The following is an 18,482-nucleotide window of genomic DNA, read 5'->3' on the forward strand; positions in this document are numbered from 1 at the left end:
CATGATAACACTAACGAACATCGAAAAAGTCTACCGGACCAGCACCATCGAAACGCTGGCACTGAACAACATTAACCTGCACATCGGGCAGGGCGAGTTTGCGTCGATCATGGGGCCGTCGGGCTGCGGGAAAAGTACGCTGCTCAACATCATCGGCCTGCTGGATGCACCCAGCAAAGGCGGTATCAGCGTGGGCGGGCAACCCGTAACGAGCTACAGCGATCAGGAACTGGCGCGGCTGCGGAACCAGCGGCTGGGCTTTATCTTCCAGAGCTTTCACCTCATCAACGACCTGTCGGTGCTCGACAACGTGGAGATTCCGCTCCTGTACCGCAAACAGATTTCCGGTACGCAGCGGCGGCAGATGGCGCAGGAAGCCCTTGAGCGCGTTGGCCTCAGCAACCGCGTCAAACACTTCCCGAAACAGTTGTCGGGCGGGCAGAAACAGCGCGTCGCCATTGCCCGTGCCATTGTCGGCCGCCCCGAAATCATCCTGGCCGATGAGCCGACGGGGAACCTCGACAGCGTGATGGGCAACGAAATCCTGTCCATTCTGCAAGGACTCAACACGGATGGCGCGACCATCGTGATGGTGACGCACGACGAAGCGATGGCCAAAAAAACGCACCGGCTGATCCGGCTTTTTGATGGTACAATGGTAGGCGATACAACCCTGACACTATGCTAACGAACTACATAAAAATCGCCTGGAAGGTCCTGCTGCGGCATCCGTTCTATACCTTCATTACCCTGTTCGGCATCAGCCTGACACTAACCGTGCTGATGGTCCTGACCTCATTCATTGACCACCTCATTGGGAGCCACTATCCGGAAACCAATCGTGACCGGTCGCTTTATATTGAAAAAATGGCGCTCAGGGATTCAAGCCGCACCTCGCAGAACACGGGTCCGATGAGCTTTAAATTCCTGACACAATACGCAAAGAGCCTGAAAACACCCGAAAAAGTAACGATTACCAGCTTCTTCAGGACCTCCAACGCCTATGCCGGTTCGCAAAAGATCAAGCTGAATACCAAGTATACCGACGCCGCCTTCTGGGAGGTGATGAACTTTACGTTTCTGGAAGGTAAACCCTACAATGACCAGAATATCCGCAACGGCGAACTGGTCGCGGTGATTACCGATGACTTCCGGCGCCAGTATTTCAGCGATTTGTCGGAGCCGGTGGTTGGTAAGGATATTGAAGTGGAAAGTGTTCATTATAAGGTGATTGGCGTGGTGAAAGGTAGCCCGCCAACCCGGTTTTTCTCGTACGCGGACATCTATTTTCCCTACACAGTTCCGAAAAGTAACTACGAGCAGGATGACATCATGGGAGGCTATGTTGCGGTAATTCTGGCCAAAAAAGTATCTGACCGGAAAGCGATTCAGGAAGAATTTCAGGACAAAATCCGGCGTATTCCGCTGCCTGGTAACCGCAATGGCTTTAAGTATGCAATGCTGGAAGTAGGCTGTGCCCCGTATGTAGAAAGTGTACTCAGCATTTTTATGGAAGGTGGCCCGCAGGTAAAGGTGATCTTCTACAGCGTCATTGCCTTCCTGATGCTGATGCTGATGGGCTTACCGGCCATTAACCTGGTGAATGTAAACGTGAGCCGGATCATGGAACGGTCGTCGGAAATCGGTATCCGCAAAGCCTTCGGGGCGCCGATCCGGACGTTGCTCATGCAGTTCATCGTCGAAAACATCTTTATTACGTTTATCGGCGGCACCATCGCCCTGCTCCTGACACTGATTACCATTTATTTCATCAACAACAGTGGCTGGATTGCTTATGCCGACCTGACCATTAACCTGAATGTATTTCTGGTAAGCATCGGTGTCTGTCTGATTTTCGGATTGCTCTCCGGCGTTGCCCCCGCCCTGCGCATGTCTAAACTGTCGATTGTTGAAGCACTTAAGTCATAATTAGTGAATGGCGATTGAGTGATTGAGTGAAGCGTTTACCGCATACTTTACCACTCAATCACTCAATCGCACAATCTCTCAATAAACCATGATCCGTCATCTTTTTCGATTAATATGGAATAAAAAGAAAGCCCATGCCTTGCTGATGGTAGAAATCTGGGCGTCTTTTCTGGTCTTGTTCGGGCTGGGTTCCATGATTGTATTTAACGTCAGCAACTATGTGGAGCCGCTGGGTTTCAGCTACGAACGTGTCTGGGCCGTTGACTTCAACAATAACCAGGACACAACGGCGATGCAGGATAAGGTAAATACCATTCTACAGCGGTTGAAGGCCTATCCGGAGGTAGAATCGGTGTCCCGGATGAGTTCCAACTATCCGTTTTCGGCAAATACGATGAATAATGGCGTTGACTACAAGAAACGCCATGTGATGTCTCACTTTTATACCACTGACGCCGATTTTGCCCAAACGCTGGATATGCCGCTGGTCGCTGGTCATTGGTATACAAAGGGCGATCAGGGCGGTAAGTACAAACCCGTGGTTATTAACCGCAAAACACAGGAAGCCCTGTTTGTGGATGAAAACCCGCTGGGCAAGGTCTTCGGTGATTTCCGAGTAGTAGGCGTTATTGACAACTTTAAGGCCAAAGGGGAGTTTATGACCAACGCGCCGGCGGTTTTTGAGATGATAGAGGCCAAAAATACCTGGGACAAAATTTACCTGGTCAAAACAAAGCCCGGAACCGATGCCATGTTCGAGGCGAAGCTGGTGAAAGAGATGTCGACGATGCTGGTCGGCTGGAACGTAGAGGTAAACCCGCTGGTTGATTCCCGGAAGAATCAGCATAACCTGACACTGGTGCCGGTAATTATCTTCCTGATTATCTGTTCATTTCTGCTGATCAACGTAGCACTGGGTTTATTCGGGGTACTGAACCTGAGCATTGCCAGACGCCGTTCGGAGATTGGTCTGCGCCGCGCCATCGGGGCTACGGCAAGGCAGGTATCGTGGCAGTTTGTGGCCGAAATCTGGGTGCTGGCAACGTTCAGCCTGCTGTTCGGGCTCTTGTTTGCCGTTCAGTTTCCGATCATGCATGTCTTTGATCTGGCATCGGGTGTGTATATTGGGGCGATTGCGTTGGCGGTTGCCATCATTTACGGACTGGTAACGCTTTGTGCCCTGTTCCCGAGCCGGCAAGCCGCCACCATCCATCCGGCCGTTGCGCTGCATGAAGAGTAGGGCGTAGGGCTAAGAGCGTAGGGCAGAGAGTGTGGTGGTGTTGTGCAGGAGATTAGTGAATGGTAAAGTGAAAAAGCGGGAGAGCCTATACTTTTGACGTCGAACCAATCACTTGTACGAAAATGAAAACACGCTTTCGCTTCGAATCTCTTGAAATCTGGAAAATGGCAATTGATATCGGCGATACATTGTTCGACATTGCTGATAATCTTGAAGCAAAAAAGTTGTTCAGGTTTTCTGAACAACTCCGTGGTGCAGGTATGAGTATTTCCAACAACATTGCTGAAGGCTCCGGGTCAACGTCGGGTAAAGAGTTTAATCAGTTTCTCAATTTTGCCCACCGGTCATGCTTTGAATGTGCGAATATACTTGTCGTCATTCAACGCCGGCGTTACGTGAGCCTTCAGGAAAAAGAGCATTTATTTGAGCAATTGGATATACTTAGCAGAAGAATAACGTCTTTTCAAAAACATTTAACCAATGGATAGCGCGTTGAGTATAGGTTTAAGCGCAGAAAATGCGCTGCCTCCTGACGCTGTGCTCAACGCGCCACGCCCTCTGCTTCATGCTGCTGTTGATCGACGATGATATTGCGGTACAGACATCCCTTTCGCTGCTGTTGCGGAAGAACGGGTTTGATGTGCTCGCGGCCGGAACGCCGGATAAAGCGCTTGAGGCCCTCGCCGCTAATGAACCCGAACTGGTGTTGCTCGACATGAATTTTTCGATCAATACGTCGGGCGAGGAAGGCTTGCGGCTGCTGGGCGTAGTGCGGAAAATGCATCCGGCCGTGCCGGTCATTCTGATTACGGGATGGGGGAGTATCGACCTGGCCGTGCGGGGGATGAAAGCCGGTGCGCAGGATTTCATAACCAAACCCTGGCAGAACGATCACCTCCTTCAGTCGATACGAACACTACTGAATCTGACGCAGAAGACGACCGATACCGACGCTGGGGGGGTATCGGTCTCGCGCCGTAAAGTAGATCAGAAACATGCGTTTGACCAGATTATCGGTAATGACGCCAAGCTGATTTCTATTCTGGAAACGGTCGGACGGGTGGCTCCGACCGATGCTTCGGTGCTGATTACCGGCGAGAGCGGTACGGGTAAGGAGCTGATTGCCGAGGCCGTCCATCAGAACAGCAAACGCCGCACAAAGCCATTTGTAAAGGTCAATCTAGGTGGGGTGTCGGCTACGTTGTTTGACAGCGAACTGTTTGGCCACGTCCGCGGGGCGTTTACCGATGCCCGGACCGACCGGGTAGGCCGGTTTGAACTCGCCGACAAAGGCACTATTTTCCTGGACGAAATCGGGGAACTGGACCCCGCCAGTCAGGTGAAGCTGCTGCGGGTGTTGCAGGACCGGACCTTTGAACCATTGGGTAGCAGCCGCAGCAAACTGGTCGATGTCCGGGTGATCTGCGCCACCAACCGGAATCTGGAAGAGATGGTTGCCCGCGGCGAGTTCCGCGAAGACCTCTTTTACCGCATCAACCTGATTACCGTCAGGCTGCCGGCCCTCCGCGAGCGCCCCGACGATATTCCGGCCCTGGTAGACTATTTTGTCAATAATCTGAAAACGATTTATGACCGGCCCATGCTGCGGGTAAGCAGTCATGCGCAGAACTGGCTCAAAACGTTGCCGTTGCCGGGCAACATCCGCCAGCTGAAAAACATTGTGGAGCGGACCGTACTGCTCGCAACCCGGAACGTACTGGATGTCGAAGACTTTCAGGCCCATATCAGCGCGTCGGGGACGCGGGGAGGCCAGCAAATGCCCGAGGTCGGGACCATGACGCTTGACCAGATGGAGTACGAAATGATCCGGCGGGCCATGCTGCTGCATAACAACCAGGTATCAAAAGTAGCCCGTGCCCTCGGAATCACCCGCTTTGCACTTTACCGCCGGCTTGAAAAGTTTGGTTTTCAGGATTATAAGGGGGAGGAGTGATTTGGTTCTGATTGTTCTGTGTGGTTCTGGGTTCTGGTTGTTCCGGACGTTTTGGAGGGGATGAATTTTTGTAAACCATGAGAAAAGAGTTCAGGGTATCGCTGCGCGTGCAGTTTCTGCTGTACATCATTATTGTCCATCTGGGGCTGATTTACCTGATTTTTCAGTGGGTCTATAAAGACAAACTGATTTTTATCGCCTCTGAGGTCATCGTACTGTTGTCTGTTTTTGTGGCGGTTTATCTCTATAACAACTTCCGGAAACCGATTGAATTCATCGCACAGGGGATTGAAAGTATCCGCGATAAGGATTTTACGACCAAGTTTGTGCCAACCGGTAAAAGCGAAATCGATCAGCTGATAACGGTCTATAACCTGATGATCGATCAACTGAGAGAGGAACGGACACGCCAGATGGAACAGCAATTTTTTCTCGAAAAACTCATTGATGCCGCCCCGATTGCCATTCTGGTATTTGACTACGATGAGCGGATTTCGGCGGTAAATCCGAGAGCCATCGAATGGCTGCAACTGCCCGGACAGGCGCTGATCGGGAAAGCAGTACAGGCAATCGACCATCCGCTGGCCGCGCAGCTGGCGAGCCTGGCCGACGCCGAAAGCCGTACGATTAAAGTCAACGGCATTGAGACGTACCGGGTGCAGAAATCGCACTTCATGGACCGCGGTTTCCGGCGGTCGTTTATCATTGTTGCCGAGATGACACAGGCCATTCTGGAAACCGAAAAGCTGGCCTACGGCAAGGTGATCCGGATGATGGCCCACGAAGTCAATAACTCGATCGGGGCGGTAAACTCGATTCTGGATGTGACAAAAAGCGTGTTAGAGGAAGACGAACAGGCCGATGTCTGCCACGCCGTCCAGGTTGCCATTGAACGCAACGACCGGCTGAACCTGTTCATGCGCCGGTTTGCCGATGTGGTTCGTCTGCCCGTGCCGCAACCGGCAAACAACGATTGGGTGGAGGTCACCCGTTCGGTGGTGCAGCTGATGATGCCCCGCGCCGAAGCCGACGGGCTCCGGTTAACGTTTACCGCTTCTGTACCGGTACTGTACCGGCAGATCGACCGTGTCCAGATGGAGCAGGCACTGGTGAATATCATCAAAAATGCCATTGAAGCCTGTAGTGCCGGTCAGGTGGTAGCGGTAATTGCGCAGGCCGATCGTGTGGTTATCCGTGACAACGGGCAGCCGATTGATCCGGTGGTATCAACCAATCTCTTTAATCCGTTCTACAGCACCAAACCCGACGGGCAGGGCATCGGGCTCACCCTGACGCGGGAGATTCTGCTGAATCACAACCTGACATTTTCCCTGAAAACCAACGCCGGCGGCTGGACCGAATTTATCATTATGGTCTGATGCATCAGGGAATGGTCGGGTCTTTGAGCATGTACCCAACCCCGATGATTGTATACAGGAGTTTAGGCGAAAACTGCCTGTCAATTTTCCGGCGGAGGTAATTGATGTACACATCAATCATGTTGATGCTGGCCCCGACCTTGCGTTTTTTGATCCGCTCCGAGATATTGACCCGGGAAATAATGCGGTTTTTGTTCAGCAGCAGGTATTCCAGCATGGCATATTCACGGGCAGTAAGCTCGATAGGTTGCCCCGAGCGGGTTACCTGCCGGGTTTCGCCGTTGAGTTCCAGATCGGCCAGCCGGAGAATCTGTGTTGTACTGACTTCGCTGAAGCGGGAGTAGAGGGCCAGAATATGCGCATGGAGATCATCCGGATCGAACGGCTTTGTCAGGTAATCATCCGCACCGACGCCATACCCTTCCTTTTTATGGGCGAGACTTTCCAGGGCCGTTAACATCAGCACCGGTATGTGGGGTTTGTCGGTCCGCAGCAGCTGACAGACCTGAAACCCGTTCAGCAACGGCAGGTTAATGTCCAGCACAACCACATCATAGTCATTTTCAAGGGCCATTGTCAGCCCGCTCTGCCCATCAAAAGCAGTATCGACCCGGTTGCCATAGAGCGCTAGTTCCTTCTTTACAGTAGCAGCCAGCAGCTCATCATCTTCAACAAGTAGTAACTTCATCATAGGGAATGGTGTTTTCAAGTAGTGAAAACACAGTATTATTGTACGTAACGGCCTTCGAAAATGGTAAGAAAGTGGCCAGAAAGCATTAAAATGGGGTGAAATTTCGGGGTGCTGCCACCGAACATTATCAAATAACCGGTTGCAAGGCCTGGTTAAGCCGGTGAAGCCGTCATTAAAATCAGTTACTCATTGGAAACAAACAACTTACAACCCGTCCGATTGACCGGAAACCGCCATCTGCTGGCAACCCGTGTTGCGTTTCTACTGACCGGAATCGGTTATGCTGCCTGGGCGCCGCTGGTGCCCTTTGTTAAAAACCGTAATGCCCTTTCCGACGGTGAGCTGGGGCTGCTGCTGCTCTGCGTTGGCATCGGGTCCATGATTTCCATGCCGGTAGCCGGTAACCTGGCCAACCGGTTAGGGTGTCGTCCGGTATTGCTGACGGGGCTCTGCGGAATTGGGCTGATGCTGCCCCTGCTGGTAATGGTAACCAACATTCCGTTACTGGGCGCTGCCCTGTTTGTTTTCGGAGCCAGTATCGGAGCGACGGACTGTACCATGAATATTCAGGCCATTATCGTGGAACGTGAAAGCGGCAAAGCCATGATGTCGGGCTTTCACGGCCTGTTCAGCGTGGGTGGTTTTGCCGGAGCTGCCGGCATGAGCGGTGTTTTAGGGCTGGGAATCGCTCCCTTGCCAGCCGCAACAGGCTTTCTGGCCTTATTAATTGCGGCCAGCCTCTATGTTTCAGACGGTTTTATGAAGTCGGGGGGCGAGCCTTCCGGCGGCCCGGCTTTTGCGGTTCCGAAAGGCATTGTGCTGCTGATCGGGGTGCTTTGTTTTATCGCATTTCTGACTGAGGGAGCTGTTCTTGACTGGAGCGGTGTTTTCCTGACCACGGAGCGGGGCGTCGATGCGGCGATGGCAGGCTGGGGCTTTGCGGCGTTTTCGATCACGATGACCATCGGGCGGTTTACCGGCGATGCGGTGGTACAGCGCCTGGGCGGGACGCGGGTATTGGTGATCGGGTCATTAATTGCGGCGGCGGGCATGGCCGTTGCCACCTTTATTCCGGATTGGCAGGCGGCGCTGCTTGGTTATGCACTGGTTGGGTTAGGTTGCTCAAATATGGTTCCGGTACTGTTTACGGCCGCGGGTAGTCAGCACGACATGCCCGAGCACCTGGGCATTCCGGCAGTGGCAACGCTGGGCTATGCCGGTATGCTGTCCGGTCCGGCGCTGATCGGTTTCATTGCCGACCTGAGCAGTCTGGCTACGGCCTTTCTGGTCATCATTGCCATGCTGCTGCTGGTGACGGTGAGTAGCCGCTGGCTGAAAAGCAGCTGATTATAGGTTTCATGAGCAATATATACTGCCGGTAGTTCCCGTAATGTGTTGCGGGCGCTGCCGGCAGTTTTTCGTTCAGGTAGTAAGAAGTAACGTAAATTTATATACACATATTAAATTAAAGTTTCAATACTGGTTTTTTAGTGTACTATAATCATATAGTGGTTATAATATATTTAAGCGTGGTTTATGTAAACCACGCCAAACTATATACTATAACTTTATGGACTACACGTTTAACCGGTTAACTTTCTTTTTATTAACAGCTTTAGCAGGTTGCCTGGCCAGTATTCAGGGATGGGCTATGGCAGATGACCGTTCCGCATCTGCCATAGGAACGGATGCGGCTACCGGAGTTCCTTGTAACGGGGTAATTTATGTTACGCAGAACGGCGGCGCAATGGTGAAAGACGGCAGCAGCTGGCAAAATGCATTTGATGCGACCCAGGTTCAGGCGGCGATTACACAGGCATCGAGTTGCAGCGCCCAGGTCTGGATTGCTACCGGTATCTACAAGCCTACTTCCACCACCGCCCGCGCCACGAGTTTTACACTGGCCTCGAATGTGCAGATTTACGGCGGTTTCGACGGAAATGAAGCCAGTTTGACGGCCCGGCGGGCGATTGATGCCGTTAACGGACAACCATCCAGTACAACGTTCAGCGGCGATATCGGAACACAGAATGATAAATCCGATAACTCATTTCATGTGTTTACGTACGAAAATGCTACCAATGTGGTGCTCAACGGGCTTGTAATCACCGGAGGCAATGCCGGCAGCGGGGCGGGTATTACCAATGGCGGCGCTGTTTACGGGCGTGGCAGTGCCAATAGTCTGACCATTGAGAACACGTTGCTTACCGGTAATTCTGCCCAGTCGCAGGGCGGGGCCATTGGCGTGGAAACCACTAATCTCCGGCTTATCGGGGTTGCGTTTACGGGCAATAGCGCCGCTAACGGCGGGGGCGTGTATATGTGTTGCAGTAGTTCGTGTACGATCAGTAATTCGTCTTTCCGCCAAAATTCGGCAACAAATAACGGAGGGGCGCTGGATCTTGAAAATGGACCGTTAGTGATTACCGGCGTTACCATAACCCAGAACACAGCTGCCTCGGGAGGGGGCATTTATATTTGCTGCGGCAGTACATATACCTTATCCGATGCGGTGATTCAGCAGAATATAGCTACCAGCCTGGGAGGCGGCATGTACGTACTTAATACCAGTACCGGCACCTTAACAAACGTACAGTTTACGCAAAATACGGCGGTAACGGGCTCCGGTGGTGGGTTAAAGGTATGTTGCGGGAGTTCATTTACCGGTATTTCCTGTACGTTTCAGCAAAATAGTGCCGGCATCTTCGGGGGTGGTTTGTCCGCTGAAAACCCCTTTCAGCTAACAGATGTCGAGGTTAGTAATAATATCGTTCTGAGCGGTGATGGCGGGGGGATTCATGCGAGCGGCGGTGCAGGTTACACATTGACGCGGGCAACCATTACGCAGAACAAAGCCAATAACGGGGGCGGAATTTACGCTACTAATTCCAGTCAGGGAACAGTAAGCGATGTGACCATCAATCAGAATACGGCTGTAACCGGAGATGGAGGAGGGATGCACGCATCGAACGGATCAAGCTTTACAATTACCCGGGGCATTGTTGAGCAGAATAGCGGAAATAACGGAGGCGGAATTTATGCTATAAATTCCAGTAACGCTCTGATCAGCACCCTGACACTCAGCCAGAATACGGCAGTTTCCGGTAAAGGTGGAGGCCTCTATACCGGTTCAAGTACCTCATACAGCATTACGGATGGCCGCATTACCCAAAATGCATCTGCTGCCGAAGGCGGCGGCATTTTCGCAACGAATGGCGGGCAGTTAAGTCAGCTGACCAGCGTTACGCTTAGCCGGAATACCGCAAGTGCAGGCGGGGCGCTGTATGCGATATTTGGCAGCCCCTATAAAGCGGGGTTTGTCCGGTTCCTGGAAAATAAGGCAACAGCTGACGGGGGAGCAATCTATGCTGATTTTGGTAGCGATGGTGCTCTGAATAACGTTCTTTTCGATAAGAATGAGGCATCGGGGGCAGGCGGGGTTATGTTCCTCGGGTCAGGGCTCAGCACAACCATTGTGAACGGCACGATCAGCCGCAATACGGCCGCTACCGGTACCGTTTTTGTCGCAACCAACTCGACAGCCGTTGATTTGGTAAACACCATCGTTTGGGGTAACGGCTCAGCGCCATCTAATTTTTCAACATCAAACGGGGCATTTGTCCGGTTAACAAACAGCCTCATTGAACCGAACGCAAGCACGTACGTAGATGGCGGCAACAACACGACGCAGGACCCGCTGTTTACCAATGCTGCTGCCGGTGATTTTACGTTGAAAACCTGCTCGCCCGCGATTAATACCGGTGCCAATGCGGTCAATGTAGCGTCTGTTGATTTGGCCGGTAACAGCCGGATCGTTAATGGTACCATTGACATGGGGGCCTATGAATTCTCGACCGCTCCGGTTGCAGACGCTATTTCGTTAACCGCAAACGGGACGCTTACGACAGGCAATTGTACGGTGAAGCTCGAAGGCCGGGGCAGTGGCAACAGTTTTATTATCACGGGGCCAAATGGGTATGTATTCAGCAACGTTTTCCGGAATGCAGGCAACTATACCCTGAGTTTTGATGGAATTAACCAGGCAGGAGCATATACATTGACTGTTACGAATAATGATGGTTGTGGAAATGTAAGCAGTGATACAACTACCTATACCGTAACCGGGACGGGCTGTAAGTAAGCCGCGCGAAGCAGGAAAATAACCCTGTCGGGCAACCGGCGGTTGGGACTGAAGCCGTCTCAGCCGCCGGTTTTTGGTATAGCAGATTTCCGTTTCCGTAAAAATGCCGGTTATTTTGTCATTTCATTGAGACGCCACCAGATGAACTACCAGATTATTACCGACGAAGCCACCCTGAAAGCCTTTATCGACTGGTTGCCGGATACGGAACCGCATGAGACCTATTATTGCTGCCTGTTTGCACGGTCGAAATACTGCAAGGATGTGGTGCATATTTCGTCGGATAAACAGCAGCTGAAGCGGTTTACGGCCACCAAAGAGTTCCTGTTTGAGAAAATACAGCAGCTCGAATGCCCTGTCGGCACATACTACCAGAAGCACAAGCCGATTCCGCAGGAAGCGCTGGCGCTGTACATTAACCCGAATCCGCGCAGTCTGGAAAAGGCGGCCAAAAACGGCTTGATCCGCTTGGCCGAACTGATTACCAGACCGTATGCCAATTACAATCCGCAGCAGGAGCTGCTGAGTGAAATTCAGAAAGCACACAGCCGGAAAGTGTATTTTGACCTTGACTTCGACGGGGTCAGCATTGATGCTGTCAGAGGGCAGCTAACCGGCGTCATCAACGAAGACTGCCTGACGTTTTTACAGACACGCGGCGGTTTTCACCTGTTGGTTGACCTGGCAAAGGTCCGGCCGGAGTACGTGAAAAGCTGGTACAACACCCTTACCAGACTCGAAGGCTGCGACATCAAGGGCGACAACATGATTCCGGTGCCAGGCACCTGGCAGGGCGGGTTTACACCGCGGTTTGTGTGATAACTACTCCATCGTCCCATCCGACTCCGGTAGCAGAAATACACCGATCAGCGTCGTAATGGCGGCCATTCCGAGCGGATACAACAGCCCGGCAAAGTGGTTGCCGGTCGACGAAATCAGGGCCGTGGCGATGAACGGGGTAAGGCCACCGAAAATGCCGTTGCCGATGTGGTAGGGCAGCGAGAGAGACGTGTAGCGGATACGGGTCGGGAAGAGTTCAACGAGGTAAGCTGCAATCGGGCCGTAAGCCATCGCGACGATAAACACCTGAATGAATACCCAGAGAATAAGCTGGTTGCGGGCACTACTGCTAAGGTGGATAACGGTTTTAGGTTTTGCCGAAGCATCGTTCAGTACCTGCGTAATGACTTCCGAAGAGCCGTCGGTGAAGGTCTTGGTTTCGATCCGGATGGGTTTACCGGCTTCGATACTGTTGCCGGTAGTGGTCTGCGCTACAACTTTGCCGGAAGGCTCAATCGCGGCGGCCATTTGCCGGTAGATTGGGTAAAACGTCAGCGAGGCCAGCGCCAGACCGGTCATCATCAGTTTTTTACGGCTGATCCAGGACGACGTCTTTCTATCGGATAATGATCCGAAGAAGACCGCAAAAGGCGTTGCCAGTACAATGGCGACCAGCATAATCTGATTGGTTTGCAGAAAATCAACGTGCATGATGGTGCCGATGAATACGCTGGGATAGAAATGGGCGGTATACCAGATGCACCCGTAACCGGCGGTTAGCCCAAACAAGGTCAGCAGGACCAGCCGGCGGTTCTGCGGATTCACAAACGATTCCTTCAGCGGATTTTTCGATACTGTGTTTGTTGTTTTCAACTGCTTGAACAAGGGCGATTCGTCCATATTCTGCCGGATAAAATACGAGACAATCACCAGCAGACCCGACAGCATAAAGGGAATGCGCCAGCCCCAGTCCTGAAAATCATCGGGAGACAGTAAGGTGCGGCAGGTGAAAATCACGGCAATTGACAGGACAAGCCCGATGGTGGCCGTCAACTGAATCAGGCTGGTGTAAAACCCGCGGCGGGTGTCGGGCGTATGTTCGGCCACGTAGGTAGTCGCACCACCGTATTCGCCTCCGAGCGCAAGTCCCTGCACCAGCCTGAGCAGCACGAGGATGATGGGTGCCAAAACACCGATCCGGACATAATTGGGCACAAAGGCCACGGCAAAGGTTGATCCGCCCATCAGCAGCAGCGTCACCAGAAACGTATATTTCCGCCCGACGGTGTCGCCGAGTTTCCCGAATACCAGTGCCCCGAACGGACGTACCACAAAACCAACCGCAAATGTTGCCAGCGCTTCGAGCGTCTGTACCAGCGGATTATCGCTTTTCGGGAAAAACTGCGGCCCGATAACGGTGGCGGCCAGACTGCCGAAAATAAAAAAGTCGTACCATTCGATGACCGTTCCGATGCCGGACGCCAGAATGATACGACGGAGCTGCGCGCTGCTCACTTCTTTCTGGGGGTTTAGTTGCTGGTTGGCAAAAACATGGCAACTTAATATAAAAAAACCTCACAACAAAAATGTGGGGGCACGACTACGAGTCGTGCCACCACTAAACAATCAGAACCATCAGCAACTCAGAACAACCAGTAACCCAGAACCACCAGAACCATCAGCAACTAGTTCCAGCCCCCGCCGAGCGACCGGTACAGATCAATGAGCGAGGTAAACTGGTTTCGTTTGGTGTTGATCAGCGACAGCTGGGCCTCCAGTACGTTGCGCTGGGCCGTAATGACTTCCAGATACGCGGCATAACCGCCCCGGAACAGCTCATTCGACACACCGACGGATTGTTTCAGCACATTCACTTCCTGACTTTGGAGGCTGGCCACTTTCCGGTAATTCTCCAGCCCTTTCAGGCTGGTCGAAACTTCGCTGAAGCCGGTCAGCACCACTTTCTGATAGCCATAAAAGGCTGCTTTACTCTGCGCTTCCGAAATCAGCAGGTTTGATTTGAGCAGACGGCGGTTAAAGACCGGAGCTGCCAGACCACCCAGAATACCGGCGGCCAGTGAGGCCGGATTAAACAGCACCGATGCCCGGAACGCGTTGAAACCGACATAAGGCGACAGCGTAAGCGACGGCAGGAACTGGGCCTGTGCTACGGCAATGTCGATGTTGGCGGCTTCCATTTCCAGCTCGGCCTGTTTGATGTCGGGGCGGCGGCTCAGCATCTGCGAGGCTATACCGGCACTGATCTGCGACGGCAACCGCTGGTCCTGAATGAGCTGTTTGCCGCGCGGAATCGGCTGCGGATAACGGCCAAGCAGCAGATTGAGCTGGTTTTCAATCCGGATGATGTCCTGCTCCACCTGAAACTCCAGCGCCCGCGTGTTGAGCAGCTGAGCCGAAAACTGCTGTACCGCCAGTTCGGTAACGCGGCCCGCATCCTTCTGCACGTTGACGAGCTCAACTGCGCGTTCCTGCAGCTGAATGTTTTCCTGAATAATGTCCAGTTCGCTGTCGTTGGCCAGCAACTCGTAATAGAGTCTGGCAATTTCGGCTACCAGGGCGGTGGTGATCAGGTGTTTACTTTTCTCCGTAGCGAGCAGCCGGAGCTGTGCCGATTTGCGCTGGTTCTGTAGCTTACCCCAGATATCGAGCTCCCAGGAACTGCGAAGACCAAGAAAGTAATCGGGCGTCGGGTTGGGAATAACCCGCGGGCCGGAAATGCGGTCCGAGAAATTGGTGTCGTAGTTCCCGACGCCGTTCAGGGTGTATTTGCCGTACCGGTCAACGCCGGCCGACACCACAGCATTGACCTGCGGGGCCAGCAGACCTTTGGCATTTTCTACATTGGCGCGGGCCACGGTGATCCGCTGGATAGCCAGCTGAATGTCCGGATTTTTGGCCAGGGCCGTATCAATCAGGCTGACAAGGTTAGCATCCTGAAAAAAAGTCCGCCAGCTCATGTCGGCCACACTCGTCGTATCCTGACTCTTACTGAACGCTTTCGGCGTTGACAAGACAGGCATCGCCGGTGGGACGATGGCGTTCCGGCAACCGGTCAGGAGTGATCCGGTCAGGAGTGACCCGGTCAGGAGCAGGCCGGTAATGATTGATTTTGTGCCGGCTATATAGTGTCGTTTACTGAACGGTTGTTCCATTGGCATGATGTTGAGTGTAAACCGGAGCCGTGTGTGGCTCGTCGTCGTTCGGTGAGTTTGATTTGAACATGGCGGAGGCTTTGGCCATGATGACATATAATCCCGGAATCAGGATAAGCCCGAAAATGGTGCCGATCAGCATGCCCCCGGCAGCGGCCGTACCGATGGAGCGGTTACCCATCGCACCGGCACCCGAGGCAATACACAATGGAATCAGCCCCATGATAAACGCAAATGATGTCATCAGGATCGGGCGCAGCCGGGCAACGGAGCCTTCAATGGCTGCTTTCACGATCGGAAGCCCCTCTTTGTGGCGCTGGTTGGCAAATTCAACGATCAGGATCGCGTTTTTACCCAGCAGACCAATCAGCATGACCAGCGATACCTGGGCGTAGATGTTGTTTTGCAGACCGGCGAGTTGCAGGCAGAGGAATGAACCGAAAATCCCCGCCGGTAGCGACAGGATAACGGCCAGGGGCAGAAACACACTTTCGTACTGCGCCACAAGCAGCAGGTACACGAATACCAGACAGATAATGAAAATATAAATTGCCTGATCGCCGGAAAGGACTTCCTCCCGCGTCATGCCCGACCAGTCGAAGGTGTAACCGCGCGGCAGCTCTTTCGCCACTGCCTGAATCGCCTTAATAGCGTCACCGCTACTGAATCCGTCTTCGGCATCACCGTTGATCATGGCCGAGGTAAACATGTTGTAACGGGTAAGCTGTTCAGGGCCGTACACGCGTTTGAGGGTAACAAAGTTTGCGTATGGCACCATCTCACCTTTGCTGTTTTTCACCCGCATGGTCAGCACATCTTCCGGTTTCGAGCGGAAACGCGGGTCGGCCTGTACCATCACTTTATACATCTGGTTGAAGCGGATAAAGTTAGAGGCGTAGTAGCTACCCATCAGCGTTTGCAGCGTACTCATGGCGTTGTCAATGGAAATGCCTTTCTGTGCGGCTTTTTCCTGATCCACCTCGAGCAGATACTGCGGGAAACTCGGGTCAAAGCTGGTAAAGGCATTGCTGATTTCGGGGCGTGCTTTCAGTTTGGCGATAAACTGCTCAGCCACTTCTTTCGTCTTCTGGAGGTTGCCGGAGCCGGTGCGGTCCATGAGCCGGATTTCGAAGCCGCTGGAGTTACCGAAGCCCGGAACGGTCGGCGGCGAGAAAAACTGAATGCTGGCGTCGGTGATGGTTTTGGTTTTGTCGGCCAGCTGCGCAATGACATCATCAACGGTTTCGGAGCGTTCATCCCAGTGTTTGAGGTTAATCATGCCCATGCCATACGAAGCCCCCGCCCCGTCGGTCATCAGGCTAAGCCCCGCCAGTGTCGAAATGTTTTCGACCGATTCCAGCCCCGCGGCTGCTTTTTCGATCTGGTCCATGACTTTTTCTGTCCGTTCAACGGTTGCGCCAACCGGGGTTGTTACGTTCACATAAATCATCCCCTGATCCTCAGTCGGGATAAAACCGGCAGGCAGAATGGTGTTGATACCCCAAGTGCCGGCAATGAACGCCAGCAGCACAAGCCATGTGACCACGCTGCGGTTAACAAACGGCTTCAGCCAGCCTTTGTAGCGGTCGGATAAGGCATCATAGCGGCGGTTGAATCCGGCAAAGAACCGGCCCATCAGCCCCTTGCTTTCCCCGTGATTGGCTTTCAGCATAATGGCACACAGGGCGGGGGTGAGGGTAACGGCGTTAATCCCCGAAATGACAATTGAAATGGCCAGGGTAAGCGAAAACTGGCGGTAGAATATCCCGACCGGCCCCGACAGGAATGCTACCGGAATGAATACCGCCGACATCACCAGCGTAATGGCCACAATCGCCCCGCTGATTTCGCCCATCGCGGCAAAGGTGGCGGCACGCGGCGACAGATGGGTTTCCGCCATTTTCGCATGTACGGCCTCCACAACCACAATGGCGTTATCGACCACAATACCGATGGCCAGTACCAGCGCAAACAAGGTCAGGAGGTTTATGGAGAAGCCAATGGCGCTCATAAAGGCAAACGTCCCCACCAGGGCAACCGGCACGGCCAGGGCGCAGATGAGCGTTGACCGCCAGTCCTGAATGAAGAGGAATACCACGATAAATACCAGAATAAAGGCCTCGAAGAGGGTCCGGATTACTTCGTGGATAGACGCGTCGAGGAAGCGCGACACGTCGTAGGCAAAGTTGTATTCCATGCCCGGCGGGAAGTTGGTTTCCTTCAGCTCCGCCATGCGTTGTTTTACGCTGTTGATTACATCCTGCGCGTTTGAGCCGGGACGTTGCTTGAGCATGATCGCCGCTGACGGGCGGCCATCGGTTTTGGAGAGCACACTGTAGTCGAGGGAACCGAATTCAACATCAGCCACATCTTTCAGGCGGAGCGTTGACCCGTCATCGTTGGTGCGGATCACCAGATTGCGGTATTGATCGGGTTCGTTGAACTTACCCGAGTAGCGAAGTACGTATTGCAGCACCTGCGGGTTACGGTCGGCGCTTTCACCGGCTTTACCCGGAGCGGCTTCCACGTTCTGAGCACGGATAGCGTTGATGACTTCATCGGGCGACAGCTCATACACTGCCAGCCGATCGGGGTTCAGCCAGATCCGCATCGAGTATTCGCGGGCTCCGAGAATATCCACGAAGCCGACCCCGTCGATCCGTTTTAATTCCGACAGGATGTTGATATCCGCAAAGTTGTAAATGAATTTTTCATCAACATTCGGGTCGTTGCTGACCAGATTCAGGTACAGCAGCATGCTGTTGATTTCCTTTTCGGTGGTTACCCCCGCTTTGATTACCTCTTCCGGAAGTTCATCAAGGACGGTAGTAACACGGTTCTGCACGTTGACGGCGGCAAGGTCGGGGTCGGTACCTACCTTAAAAAAGACCTGAATCAGCGTGGTTCCGTCGTTGCCGGAAATCGCGGTCATATAGGTCATGTTTGGTACCCCGTTGATAGCCCGTTCGAGGGGCATAGCCACTGCTTTGGTCGCTACTTCGGCATTGGCACCGGTATACATGGCCGTTACGGTAACCGACGGCGGAACAATATCAGGGAACTGGGTTACGGGAAGTGACAGGAGCGCCAGAACCCCCAGCAGCATAATCAGAATAGAGATGACGGCTGAGAGTAACGGGCGTTTAATGAATATATTAAACATAAATTTCTCATCTGGTTTGAAACGGAAACTAT

13 protein-coding genes are annotated in these 18,482 nt (G+C 53.0%); 9 read left to right on the forward strand and 4 right to left on the reverse strand.

Going from position 1 to position 18,482, the window contains the following annotated elements:
- Window position 1: 1 nt before the first annotated feature.
- The 6 genes from AC23NW_RS16920 to AC23NW_RS16945 all read left to right on the forward strand — a co-directional run bounded on the left by AC23NW_RS16920 (window position 2) and on the right by AC23NW_RS16945 (window position 6,502).
- A complete protein-coding gene (locus tag AC23NW_RS16920; protein WP_293843611.1) occupies window positions 2–688 on the forward strand; it encodes an ABC transporter ATP-binding protein in 687 nt (228 codons plus the stop codon).
- A complete protein-coding gene (locus AC23NW_RS16925; protein WP_487450813.1) occupies window positions 682–1,929 on the forward strand; it encodes an ABC transporter permease in 1,248 nt (415 codons plus the stop codon). The genes AC23NW_RS16920 and AC23NW_RS16925 overlap by 7 nt, the downstream gene beginning before the upstream one ends.
- 88 nt (window positions 1,930–2,017) lie before the next feature.
- Window positions 2,018–3,169: an ABC transporter permease gene (locus tag AC23NW_RS16930; RefSeq protein ID WP_487450814.1), complete on the forward strand. Its 1,152-nt coding sequence runs from the start codon at window positions 2,018–2,020 to the stop codon at window positions 3,167–3,169.
- Between the two features lie 122 nt (window positions 3,170–3,291).
- Window positions 3,292–3,657, forward strand: a complete 366-nt coding sequence (locus tag AC23NW_RS16935) for a four helix bundle protein (protein ID WP_487450815.1) — start codon at window positions 3,292–3,294, stop codon at window positions 3,655–3,657.
- A 77-nt stretch (window positions 3,658–3,734) separates the two neighbouring features.
- Window positions 3,735–5,123 carry a sigma-54-dependent transcriptional regulator gene (locus tag AC23NW_RS16940; protein WP_487450972.1) on the forward strand — a complete coding sequence of 463 codons (1,389 nt, stop codon included), beginning with the start codon at window positions 3,735–3,737 and terminating at the stop codon, window positions 5,121–5,123.
- 77 nt (window positions 5,124–5,200) lie between these two features.
- Window positions 5,201–6,502, forward strand: a complete 1,302-nt coding sequence (locus tag AC23NW_RS16945; protein WP_487450816.1) for a sensor histidine kinase — start codon at window positions 5,201–5,203, stop codon at window positions 6,500–6,502.
- 4 nt (window positions 6,503–6,506) lie between these two features.
- Here the strand turns inward: AC23NW_RS16945 and AC23NW_RS16950 are convergent, their stop codons facing one another.
- Complete coding sequence (locus AC23NW_RS16950) at window positions 6,507–7,193, reverse strand: response regulator transcription factor (RefSeq protein WP_487450817.1); 687 nt, start codon at window positions 7,191–7,193, stop codon at window positions 6,507–6,509.
- Between the two features lie 189 nt (window positions 7,194–7,382).
- On the opposite strand from AC23NW_RS16950, the gene AC23NW_RS16955 reads away from it, so the two are divergent.
- From AC23NW_RS16955 to AC23NW_RS16965, 3 genes are all read left to right on the forward strand, one after another.
- Window positions 7,383–8,540 carry an MFS transporter gene (locus AC23NW_RS16955; RefSeq protein ID WP_487450818.1) on the forward strand — a complete coding sequence of 386 codons (1,158 nt, stop codon included), beginning with the start codon at window positions 7,383–7,385 and terminating at the stop codon, window positions 8,538–8,540.
- A 223-nt stretch (window positions 8,541–8,763) separates the two neighbouring features.
- Window positions 8,764–11,334, forward strand: a complete 2,571-nt coding sequence (locus tag AC23NW_RS16960) for a beta strand repeat-containing protein (RefSeq protein WP_487450819.1) — start codon at window positions 8,764–8,766, stop codon at window positions 11,332–11,334.
- Window positions 11,335–11,475: 141 nt separating this feature from the next.
- Window positions 11,476–12,153, forward strand: coding sequence for a hypothetical protein (locus tag AC23NW_RS16965; protein WP_487450820.1), 678 nt, complete (start codon window positions 11,476–11,478; stop codon window positions 12,151–12,153).
- A 3-nt stretch (window positions 12,154–12,156) separates the two neighbouring features.
- Here the strand turns inward: AC23NW_RS16965 and AC23NW_RS16970 are convergent, their stop codons facing one another.
- From AC23NW_RS16970 to AC23NW_RS16980, 3 genes are all read right to left on the reverse strand, one after another.
- Complete coding sequence (locus AC23NW_RS16970) at window positions 12,157–13,629, reverse strand: MFS transporter (RefSeq protein WP_487450821.1); 1,473 nt, start codon at window positions 13,627–13,629, stop codon at window positions 12,157–12,159.
- A gap of 170 nt (window positions 13,630–13,799) precedes the next feature.
- Window positions 13,800–15,287 carry an efflux transporter outer membrane subunit gene (locus AC23NW_RS16975; protein ID WP_487450822.1) on the reverse strand — a complete coding sequence of 496 codons (1,488 nt, stop codon included), beginning with the start codon at window positions 15,285–15,287 and terminating at the stop codon, window positions 13,800–13,802.
- Entirely contained in the window at window positions 15,268–18,450 is a 3,183-nt protein-coding gene (locus tag AC23NW_RS16980; protein ID WP_487450823.1) for an efflux RND transporter permease subunit, read from the reverse strand. The genes AC23NW_RS16975 and AC23NW_RS16980 overlap by 20 nt, the downstream gene beginning before the upstream one ends.
- Window positions 18,451–18,482: the final 32 nt, after the last annotated feature.

It is taken from the genome of Arsenicibacter sp. R0_47, assembly GCF_057652235.1.